This is a genomic window from Pyxidicoccus xibeiensis (assembly GCF_024198175.1).
GTDB lineage: Bacteria > Myxococcota > Myxococcia > Myxococcales > Myxococcaceae > Myxococcus > Myxococcus xibeiensis.
Map to the genome: position 1 here is coordinate 65214 of NZ_JAJVKV010000028.1, position 8479 is coordinate 73692.

Sequence of the window (8479 nt, forward strand, 5' to 3'; positions counted from 1 at the left end):
CATGGAAGCCACTGTCCTCAGTTCCTGGGTCCTGGCGGAGTTCGCCACGCCGGACAGCCTCGTGGATGCCACCCGCCAGATGCGGGAGAAGGGCTTCCAGGGCATGGATACGTACTCTCCGTACCCGCTGCATGGCGGCTCGGAGGCCCTGGGCCTGCCGCCCTCGCGCGTGCCCTTCATCGCCCTGTGTGGCGGCCTCACCGGCCTGGTGACGGCGCTCGCCATGCAGACGTGGATGAACACCATCGACTACCCGCTCAACATCGGCGGCCGCCCGCTGCTGTCGCTGCCCGCGTGGGTGCCCATCACGTTCGAGCTGAGCGTGCTGTTCGCCGCCTTCGGCATCTTCTTCGGTCTGCTGGGGCTGAGCCGCCTGCCCCAGCCGTACCACCCCGTCTTCGAGTCCGACGCCTTCCGCAGCGCGTCCACGCACGGCTACTGGCTGAGCGTGCCGCAGGCGACGGGCCAGGACGCCAACGCCGTCATGGACCAGCTCAAGTCCCTGGGTGCCACCCAGGTGACCCTCGTCACGGGAGAGAACGAATGAGGTGGCTCATCCCCGCCGCCGGACTCGCCGCCCTCACGGGCTGTGACGTCCCCTCCGAGTTCCTCCAGCGCATGGAGGCCCAGTCGAAGTACGAGTACTACGAGGCCTCCGACTTCTGGGCGGACGGCCGCGCCATGCGCACGCCCCCCGCGGGCACCGTGCCGCGCGAGCGCTTCGACAAGATGCCGGAGCTGAAGGACCCCGCCCAGCGGATGAACGCCCTCACCGGCCGCGCCAACGGGCAGCTCGTCACCACCATCCCCGTGGCGGTGGACGAGAAGCTGCTGACGCTGGGTCAGAAGAAGTACAACATCGTCTGCTCGCAGTGCCACGGCGTGCTCGGCGACGGCAACAGCATCGTCGCGGAGAACATGTCGCTGCGCCTGCCGCCCTCGCTGCTGGAGCTGCAGGGCAAGCCGGACGGCCACTTCTACACCGCCATCAACGAGGGCTACGGCGTGATGCCGTCCTTCTCGGGTGAGCTGGACCTGCGTGAGCGCTGGGCCGTGGTCGCCTACGTGCGCGCCCTCCAGACGGCTCGCAATACCCGCACGGACGGGCAGGCGCCCGTTCCGCAGGAGAACCGATGAGTCCCCCCGTCACCACCGCGCGCCTGTCGGACATTGGCCGCTACTCCGGCACCCCGAAGCTGATGGTGCCCGCCTTCGGCCTGGGCGCCCTGGGCCTGCTGGCCACGCTGGCGGGCTACTTCGCCACGGACGCCAAGGGGCAGGCGGCCCACAGCTACCTGCTGGCCTTCAGCTACTGGGTGGGCATCAGCGTCGCCTTCCTGCTGATGGTCTGCATCTTCCACACGGCCAAGGCGAAGTGGCTCATCGTCCTGCGCCGCACCATGGAGACGGCGGCCGCCTCGGTCCCCATCTTCATCCTGCTGTTCCTGCCCCTGCTGGCCATGGTGAAGCACCTGTACCCGTGGTGGCCGGGCTCGCCCCTGTTCGACGCCATCACCGGCCTGGAGCGGGAGCACCTGGCGCACAAGCAGCACGGCTACCTCAACCCCACCTTCTTCTTCGTCCGCCAGGCCATCTACTTCGGCGTGTGGGCCTTCGTGTCCTGGCGCATGCGCTCGTGGAGCCTGCAGCAGGACAGCGAGGGGGGGCTGGACCTCACGGTGAAGCAGCGGCGCTTCGCCCCGGGCTCGCTGCCGTTCCTTGCGCTGACCATCACCTTCGCTTCTTTCGACTGGCTGATGAGCCTCACGCCGCTCTGGCAGTCCACCATCTTCGGCGTCTATTACTTCGCCGGCAGCTTCCTCGCCGCCTTCTGCGTCCTGACGATTGTCACCGTCAACGCCCAGGGCCAGGACCTCTACGGCAGCGTCGTGAAGCTGGACCACTTCCACAACCTGGGCAAGCTGATGCTCGCCTTCACCGCGTTCTGGGCCTACATCGGCTTCTCCCAGTTCATGCTGGTGTGGATTGCCAACATCCCTGAAGAGGCGCCCTGGTACGGCCTGCGCATCTTCGGCCCGTGGCGCCCGATGTCCATTGCGCTCTTCTTCGGCCACTTCGTGCTGCCCTTCTTCATCCTGCTGTCGCGCAACCTGAAGCTGCAGCCGCGCAAGCTGGCGGTGGTCGCCGTCTACCTGCTCCTCATCCACGCGGTGGACCTGTACTGGCTCATCTGGCCGGCGCTGACGGGCGCCGAGGGCCCCACCTTCCACTGGACGCTGGTGACGGCGTTCCTCGGCGTGGGTGGCATCTCGGTGGGCTTCGCGCTGCTGCAGGCCCGCAACCGCTTCACGCTGCCGGTGAAGGACCCCTACATCGCCGAGTCGCTGAGGTACGTGCAGCCATGAAGAAGACCCAGTCGGAGCTCGAGTCGCGCGTCATCGTCGGCGCGCACGGCGTGGCCGCCGAGGAAGACCACCTCGTCATGGGCAAGGTGGTGGGCGTCGGCGTGGGTGCGCTCGTCATCTTCGCCGTGGGCATCCTCTGGGCCTGGCGCATCCAGGTCCGGACCATGGAGGACATCCAGCCGGACGGCCCGCCGCCCCGGCCGGCGGCCCTCGGGCAGTACGAGATTGGCATCGTCAACCAGCGCCTGTTCGAGCAGGACTGGCACGCGGAGGACAAGATTGCCGAGCAGCAGCAGGCGCTCGGCGCCGGCTCGAGCGACCAGCTCGGGGTGAAGACGCACCTGGGCCTCAAGGAGGCCATGGACCGCGTCATCACCGAGCGGCGCAACCCGCCTCCCCCGCCCCCGGCGCCCGCCCCCACGCCGGCCCCGGCACCGGGCACCCCTGCGTCACCGAGGCAGTAGCTTCCGCCGTCCCCCTCGCGTAAGAGCCGTCCTGCAATGAAGCCCGCCCTCTCCCACATCCTCCCACGCGTCACCCGCGTGGGCTTCCTGACGACGGTGGCCCTGGTGCTCGTCACCTCGCTGCCGGCGTCCGCCATGCCCGGCGCGGGCAAGACGCCGCGCTCCATCATCGAGGCGCAGAAGGACCTGCCGCCTCCGGTGAAGGGCGTGGACGTGCAGGAGCACCTGGGCGAGGCGCTGCCGCTGGACGGACGCTTCGTGGACGCGGCGGGCAAGGACGTGAAGCTGGGCGAGGTGCTGTCCAAGACGAAGCCCACCCTGATGACGCTGGTGTATTACAACTGCCCCATGCTCTGTAACCTGGTCCTCAACGCCCAGGTGCAGGCCATGCGGGAGCTGGGGCTGGAGCTGGGCAAGGACTACGAGGCGGTGACGGTCAGCATCGACCCCGAGGACACCCCGGCGCAGAGCCTGGAGCGCAGGCGGCGCCACCTCCAGTCCATGGGCAAGCCGGAGACGGCCCCCTGGCACTTCCTCACCGGGACGGACGCCGAAATCAAGCGGCTCGCGGACACGCTGGGCTTCAAGTACACGTATGACGCGAGCACGAAGCAGTACGCCCACCCCGCGGTGGTGCATGTCATCACCCCGGAGGGCAGCATCTCCCGGTACCTGTACGGGGCGACGTTTCCTCCCAAGGACATGAAGCTGGCCCTGCTGGAGGCGGCCGCGGGCCGCGTGGGCACCAGCTTCGACCAGATTGTCATGTCCTGCTTCAAGTACGACACCGCCACCCGGCGGTATGGGTTCTACATCTTCGGGTTCATCCGCCTGGGCGGGATGATGGTGTTCTGCGCCCTGGCGACGATGCTGATCTATTTCTGGAGGCGCGAGCTGAAGAAAGGCGCGGCGGCATGAGCGAGCTTCTCAACAACATCCTGTTCCTCCCAGAGGCCGCGTCCACGTTCGCGGAGCGGGTCGACCTGCTGCACCACTTCGTCGTGGGTACGACGATGGTGATGTCGGCGGGCGTCGGCCTGGCGGCCCTCTTCATGTTCTTCCGGTACCGCCGGCGTCTCCCCGCCCAGGCGACCGAATACGTGGTCCCCACGCTGAAGACGGAGTTCCTCTTCGTCTCCGTCCCGCTGGTGTTCTTCCTGGCGTGGTTCGGCATCGGCTTCCGGGACTTCACCTGGGTCACCACGCCGCCCAAGGACGCGATGGACGTCTACGTCATGGGCAAGCAGTGGATGTGGAAGTTCGCGTACCCGGAGGGCCCCAACGGCGTGAACGTCCTTCACGTCCCGGCCAACCGTCCGGTGCGCCTGCTGATTACCTCCCGGGACGTGCTGCACTCGTTCTACGTGCCGGCCTTCCGCATCAAGATGGACGCGCTGCCGGGGCGCTACACGCAGATCTGGTTCGAGGCGACCAAGCCGGGCACGTACCAGGTGCTGTGCACCGAGTACTGCGGCCTGTCGCACTCGAAGATGCTGGCCGAGGTCGTCGTGCTCCCCGAGGAGGAGTTCGACGTCTGGATGAAGGAGCAGCGCCGGGGCCGGCTCCAGGACCGCCAGGACGCACTGGCGGACACCTCGCTGGTGCCGCCGGTGGCGCGCATGGTGGAGCAGGGCCAGGTGCTGGCGGGCACGCAGGGGTGCCTCAAGTGCCACTCGGTGGACGGCTCGCAGCACATCGGCCCCACCTTCCTGGGCCTGTATGACCGCGTGGAGAAGCTCGATGACGGTCAGGACATCCGCGTGGACGAGGCCTACATCACCCAGTCGATGATGGACCCGGGCGCCCACCTGGTGGCGGGCTACCAGAACGTGATGCCGACCTACCAGGGCAAGCTGCAGGGCCCGGAGACGGCCGCCATCGTCGAGTACATCAAGTCGCTGCGCACCGCGAACGTTCGCGAGGGCGCCTCCGAGGGACCCGCCTATGACGCCATCCAGTAGCATCGCCTCCCCGGGCGCGGCTCCCGCGCACGACGAGCACCACGACCACCACCCGAGCTACCTGGTCGACGGCACCACCATCAAGTCGTGGCTGCTGACGGTGGACCACAAGCGCATCGGGCTGATGTTCCTGTTCTGGGTGCTGCTGTTCTTCCTCGTGGGCGGCATCTTCGCGCTGCTCATCCGGGTGGAGCTGCTCACCCCGGGCCCGACCATCATGGACGCGATGACGTACAACCGTACGTTCACGCTCCATGGCCTGGTGATGATCTTCCTGTTCATGATTCCGGCGATTCCCGCCGTCTTCGGCAACTTCATGCTGCCGCTGATGCTGGGCGCCAAGGACGTGGCCTTCCCCCGGCTGAACCTCCTGTCGCTCTACATCTACCTGGGCGGCGCCATGCTGGCGCTGTGGGGCATGCTCAACGGCGGCCTGGACACCGGCTGGACGTTCTACACGCCGTACAGCACGCACACGACGACCACCGTGGCGCCGGTGCTCTTCGGCGCGTTCATCATCGGGTTCAGCTCCATCGTCACGGGCATCAACTTCATCGTCACCACGCACACCATGCGGGCGCCGGGCATCACCTGGTTCAAGATGCCGCTGTTCGTGTGGGCCATCTACGCCACCAGCTGCATCCAGGTGCTGGCCACGCCCGTCATCGGCCTGCTGCTGGTGCTGGTGACGGTGGAGAACCTGTTCAGCTTCGGCATGTTCGACCCGGCCCGCGGCGGTGACCCGGTCCTCTTCCAGCACCTGTTCTGGTTCTACAGCCACCCGGCCGTGTACATCATGGTGCTGCCGGCCTTCGGGGTGATGAGCGAAGTCGTGGCCGCCTTCAGCCGGAAGAACATCTTCGGCTACCGCGCGGTGGCGTACTCCAGCCTCGGCATCGCCTTCGTGGGCTTCTTCGCCTGGGGCCACCACATGTTCGTGTCCGGCCAGTCCACCTTCGTGGGTGGCCTGTTCGGCGTGCTGACCATGCTGGTGGGCGTGTTCACCGCCATCAAGGTCTTCAACTGGGTGGGCACCGTCTACAAGGGCGCCGTGGACTTCAAGACGCCCTTTGCCTACTTCTGCGGCTTCCTGTTCTTCACCGTGTTCGGTGGCATGACGGGCATCGCCCTGGGCACGGTGTCGCTGGACGTCCCGTGGCACGACACCTACTTCGTGGTGGCGCACTTCCACTTCATCATGGTGGGAGCGACCATCATGGCCTTCCTGGCCGCGCTCCACTACTGGTTCCCGAAGATGTTCGGCCGCATGTACCACGAGGGCTGGGCGCTGGTGTCCGCGGCGCTCATCATCCTGGGCTTCAACGCGACGTTCATCCCCCAGTTCCTGGTGGGCAACAACGGCATGCCGCGCCGCTACTACGAGTACCCGGAGCGCTTCCAGGCGCTCAACGTGGCCTCCACCGCGGGCGCGTCGCTGCTGGCGTTCGGCTTCGTCATCATCGCGTGCTACCTGACGTACGCGCTGGTGTACGGCCGGGCCGCCGGGAAGAACCCGTGGCGCAGCAAGGGCTACGAGTGGCTGACCGAGTCCCCGCCGCCGACCCACAACTTCGTGGGTCCGCAGCCGACCTACCCCGAGGAGCCCCACTTCTACGTGGATCCGAAGAAGGCCGAGGTGCCCGATGCAGTCTAGTGTCTCCGCCGCCGGGGGGCCGGTCGCCCCCGTTCCGCGGCTCGCCATGCACTTCGCCTCGCTCGAGGTGCAGAACCACGCCGCGCGCCTGGGCATGTGGCTGTTCCTGGCGACTGAAATCCTGCTCTTCGCGGGCCTGTTCATCTGCTACGGCTGCTACCGCTTCCTCTTCCCGGAGGCGTGGGCGGCGAGCAGCGACACGCTGGACCTGACGATGGGCACGGTGAACACCGTGGTGCTCATCACCTCCTCGCTCACCGCGGCGCTCGCGGTGCACTACGCGAAGGAGGGGCAGAACAAGATGGTGGCCATCCAGATTGCCCTCACGCTGGCAATGGCCGTGGGCTTCCTCGTCATCAAGTACTTCGAGTACCACCACAAGTTCGAGGTCGGCACGCTGCCGGGCCGGTACTACTTCTACGACAAGCTCCAGATGCCGGGCGCACCGCTGTTCTTCACGGTGTACTTCTGCGCCACGGCGCTGCACGGTCTGCACGTCATCATCGGCATGATTGTCCTGACGTTCGCCATGGTGCGCGCCCTGCGCAAGGCGGACTTCGGCCCCAACAACTACACCATGGTCGAGCTGGGCAGCATGTACTGGCACCTCGTCGACCTGGTGTGGATCTTCCTCTTCCCGATGCTGTACCTCGTCTGAAGGGCTCCCCGACCATGGCCATTGCCAACGAATCCCGTCAGGAAGAGCACAACATGAGTGGGGGGCACCACAGTGCCGCCAAGTACTGGATCATCTGGGCCGTGCTGCTGGTGCTGACGGCGCTCACCGTCTGGACGGGCCCCATGCACCTGCCGAGCTTCGGTCTGGCGCTGGCGCTCCTCATCGCCACGACGAAGGGCACGCTGGTGACGCTGTACTTCATGCACCTGGCCGAGCACCGCGGCGCCAACCGCCTGGTCTTCGGCGTGTCCATCATCTTCGTGCTGCTGATGCTGGCGATTCCGCTGCTGGACTTCGGCACGCGCTTCCGTCCGTCCAACCCGCCGGGCTCGCAGTACAGCGACATGCAGGCCATCGACATCGGCGCCAACGCGCAGCAGGGCCGCTTCGGTGGCGGGCTGAAGAAGTCCGACACCACGGAGCAGTCCGAAGGACACTGAGTCAGGACGGGGCTTCAACGCCCCGCCCCACCCACGCGGCGCCGAGGGAGCTTCCCCGGCGCCGCGTTGCTTTTGCGGGCTACAGGGCGACTTCGAGGTTGAGGGCCAGCGCGGTGTCGGTGTTCACCTTCCCGGCGGGCGGCGCGCTGTCGTGCTTCACGAGGAAGCTGGCGCCCAGCGACAGGGCCTCCGTCAGCCCCACCGACAGCTGCGTCTGGCTGTTGGCCAGCACGCGCGTGTCGCCGATGACGCTGATGATGACCTCCACGTCCTCCTTGAAGACGACATTCTTGGAGAGGCCGTAGCGGAACACCGCGCCGAAGCGGGGGCCGCCCAGGTCCACGTCCTCCAAATCCAACCGGTCCGGGTAGTACTGGAAGCGCGTCTCGTAGGCGTACCGGAAGGCGGCGTCCGTGCGCAGGTAGGACACCTTGCCCTCCGGGGACTTGTCGTCCCACCACAGCACGCCGAGCCCGCCCTCGCCGGAGGTGCGCGACTCCACGCTCTTCACGTGGTCCGTCTCCACGGCGCCCAGCAGGTAGCCGCTGAGCACCTGGGTGAAGCGGCGGTCCCCGCGCAGCTCCGCGCCGGCGTTGAGCGCCACCACCTCGGAGAGGGACTCGTCGCCCTCCAGCTCCGGCGGGCGGCTGCGGCCGTAGGAGCTGTAGGCCTTGAAGGCATATATCCAGTTCTCCGTCTTGCGCTGCGCGCTGGCCAGGCCGCTGAACGTGAAGGTGGAGGCATTGCCCGTCAGCGAGATGAGGCCCGCGCCGATGGTGACGTCCCAGACGTCCTTCTTCGCTTCCGGGGCGGCGGCGGTGGCCGGCTCCGCGGGCGCGGCGGGCGCGGCGGCGGCAGGGGCAGCGCCGCTCACGGCGTTCGCGGCGCGCTCGGCGGCCTCCGCGGCGCGGGCGC

10 protein-coding genes are annotated in these 8479 nt (G+C 67.4%); 9 read left to right on the plus strand and 1 reads right to left on the minus strand.

The window, feature by feature from the left end:
• Window position 1: 1 nt before the first annotated feature.
• The 9 genes from LXT23_RS48255 to LXT23_RS48295 are packed head-to-tail and all read left to right on the plus strand — an operon-like array spanning window position 2 to window position 7564.
• Window positions 2–547, plus strand: coding sequence for a DUF3341 domain-containing protein (locus LXT23_RS48255; protein ID WP_253987324.1), 546 nt, complete (start codon window positions 2–4; stop codon window positions 545–547).
• Window positions 544–1137, plus strand: a complete 594-nt coding sequence (locus LXT23_RS48260) for a c-type cytochrome (RefSeq protein ID WP_253987325.1) — start codon at window positions 544–546, stop codon at window positions 1135–1137. The genes LXT23_RS48255 and LXT23_RS48260 overlap by 4 nt, the downstream gene beginning before the upstream one ends.
• On the plus strand, window positions 1134–2366 hold the full coding sequence (locus LXT23_RS48265; RefSeq protein WP_253987326.1) for a hypothetical protein: 1233 nt from the start codon (window positions 1134–1136) through the stop codon (window positions 2364–2366). Before LXT23_RS48260 ends, LXT23_RS48265 begins: the two co-directional genes overlap by 4 nt.
• A complete protein-coding gene (locus tag LXT23_RS48270) occupies window positions 2363–2830 on the plus strand; it encodes a hypothetical protein (RefSeq protein ID WP_253987327.1) in 468 nt (155 codons plus the stop codon). Before LXT23_RS48265 ends, LXT23_RS48270 begins: the two co-directional genes overlap by 4 nt.
• A gap of 36 nt (window positions 2831–2866) precedes the next feature.
• Window positions 2867–3748, plus strand: coding sequence for an SCO family protein (locus LXT23_RS48275; protein ID WP_253987328.1), 882 nt, complete (start codon window positions 2867–2869; stop codon window positions 3746–3748).
• Complete coding sequence (gene coxB, locus LXT23_RS48280; RefSeq protein WP_253987329.1) at window positions 3745–4791, plus strand: cytochrome c oxidase subunit II; 1047 nt, start codon at window positions 3745–3747, stop codon at window positions 4789–4791. The genes LXT23_RS48275 and coxB overlap by 4 nt, the downstream gene beginning before the upstream one ends.
• Entirely contained in the window at window positions 4775–6445 is a 1671-nt protein-coding gene (locus tag LXT23_RS48285) for a cytochrome c oxidase subunit I (RefSeq protein ID WP_253987330.1), read from the plus strand. Before coxB ends, LXT23_RS48285 begins: the two co-directional genes overlap by 17 nt.
• On the plus strand, window positions 6435–7103 hold the full coding sequence (locus tag LXT23_RS48290; protein WP_253987331.1) for a cytochrome c oxidase subunit 3 family protein: 669 nt from the start codon (window positions 6435–6437) through the stop codon (window positions 7101–7103). Before LXT23_RS48285 ends, LXT23_RS48290 begins: the two co-directional genes overlap by 11 nt.
• Before the next feature lie 53 nt (window positions 7104–7156).
• Window positions 7157–7564, plus strand: a complete 408-nt coding sequence (locus LXT23_RS48295) for a cytochrome C oxidase subunit IV family protein (RefSeq protein ID WP_407692964.1) — start codon at window positions 7157–7159, stop codon at window positions 7562–7564.
• A 79-nt stretch (window positions 7565–7643) separates the two neighbouring features.
• Here LXT23_RS48295 and LXT23_RS48300 read toward each other — a convergent pair.
• A partial coding sequence (locus LXT23_RS48300) for a DUF481 domain-containing protein (protein ID WP_253987333.1) occupies window positions 7644–8479 on the minus strand: 836 nt, incomplete at its 5' end.